The sequence below is a fragment of the Chitinophaga sp. genome (assembly GCF_036566945.1).
Classification (GTDB): domain Bacteria; phylum Bacteroidota; class Bacteroidia; order Chitinophagales; family Chitinophagaceae; genus Chitinophaga.
The window spans coordinates 1-1,847 of sequence record NZ_DATCVJ010001010.1; the positions used below are offsets into that span (position 1 = coordinate 1).

Sequence of the window (1,847 nt, forward strand, 5' to 3'; positions counted from 1 at the left end):
TTTTCATGGCAATGAATTAATTATTTCTATAAGCGTTTTCATCTTCCGGTAACGGGAATACGAATATGGAGGTGGATGGTTGTTTTACCTGCGTAGCAGACACCGTAACAGCGTGATTCAGGCGCTTGTACATGTAAAATATCTGGCTCTCTCCATAAAATTCTTTCCGTGCATCTTTTAGCAACAGATCAATGAAAGCATCTTTATTAGGTACTGAAATAATGGTGCTGCCAATACCGCGTTTAGCCCTCAGCGTATTGAAGTACTCCAGTGCTTTTGTTGGATTGATATCAAAGGTGGCTTCGGCAGCGATGTAGTACATTTCGCTGAGTCGCATGGTGGGCGCCATCAGCGGATGAATATTCGTTAATGGTGCAGCGTTCCGGTAATACTTTTGTAAGATATAACGGTCAGGCCCTCCCGTAACAGCGCTGGTAGCCAGGAACCACTGCTTTAGGCGCCAGTCCTGTCCGCCGGCCTGGGCGATTTCATATATTTCTTTTACCTGGTCAACGGTGCCACTGAATAAAGGATTTTGATTCGTGAATCTTGCCATCAGCATTGTGTTGATATCTTTGGTATCTATGTACCAGGCGGAAATTAACTCATTGTAAAAGATGCGGTCTTTTTTTACGATGTCTGTCTGAAAGAAATCGTCTTGTGTGGTGAAAGGAAATCTTTTTGAGTCAATCACTTCCTGTGCATTGGCAAGGCTATTGATCAAATCATTTTTATAGAGATAAACACGCGCCAGCTCACCACATACAGTAAAGTAATTCATGCGGTGTCTTCTGTTTTGCATGAATAATTCCTGGCTGCTGGTTTCCGTGGCAGTAGTACTGGACGGATATCCTACCACATAGTCAGAGAAAACGATAGGATCGCTTTTCCGCAGCAGTTCTTTGGCAGTGGTAAGGTCGGCGATAATTTTATCGATGGTGGCCGTTACCGTGGTAAACGGTGTGCTTTCTACCCCGTTGGATATCACATAAGGAATACCCTTCAGATTGGCGCCCGCTTTATAAGAGGGTGCGAACATGCGGAGTAAATCAAAGTGCAGATAGGCGCGCAGGGTGAGCGCTTCTCCTTTAATCAGTGAATAGTTATTGCCGGTGAATATGGAAGAATCTTTGTCAATCGCCAGCAGCAGGGTGTTGCAGTTGACGATGGCTTTGTAACCATTGGCCCAAACCGCGTTGGTCATCCCTTTCATCAGATCGCCGCCATAGTCGAAGTTGGCGAGGTTTTGATAGGTAACATTGTTGAACTGATAATTCTGCGCAATGATATCCAGGTTGCCGAAAGTCAGATTTTCACCATATAAGGACTGGGACGCACAGAGTGTATAAACGCCATTCAGCGCTTCTTTGAAGCCTTGTTCTGTGGTAAATAGTTCTTCCATATCGATCTGTGACTGCGGCTTTACATCCAGGAACTTGTTACAGGAAGCTCCCAGCAGCGACAAGGCTATTATGTAAAAATATTTTTTCATGATGATTTGAGTTAAAAGGTGGCGAGAAGGGAACAGGTTAAGCTGCGGGCGAACGGATAATCAATACCGCGTTCCTGCCGGACGCTGGAAATTCTGAAGATGTCGTTCATGGTCACAGCGCCTCTTAATGATTGTAAGCCCATTCTCTTTGTCAGTATACTCTTTACGTCATAGGAGAAGTACAGCGATTGCAGCTCCAGGAGGTTTTCTTTCTGGATAAATCTGCTGCTGGCAAAAGTGGTGTTGAGATTGGCGATGTTTTTATACAAGGCAATATCTCCCGGCTTTACCCAGCGTTGCGTGAGTGCGCGGCTGTCTACGTTAAAGCGTGGGTCTGCATTTTCTACTCTGTCCA

At 45.1% G+C, this 1,847-nt stretch carries 1 protein-coding gene and 1 pseudogene; both read right to left on the reverse strand.

All coding sequences use genetic code 11. The features are described from left to right. Window positions 1-16: 16 nt before the first annotated feature. Complete coding sequence (locus VIP81_RS30215) at window positions 17-1,492, reverse strand: RagB/SusD family nutrient uptake outer membrane protein (RefSeq protein WP_331970665.1); 1,476 nt, start codon at window positions 1,490-1,492, stop codon at window positions 17-19. An 11-nt stretch (window positions 1,493-1,503) separates the two neighbouring features. Further along, window positions 1,504-1,847, reverse strand: a pseudogene (locus VIP81_RS30220) (SusC/RagA family TonB-linked outer membrane protein); the annotation flags it as partial.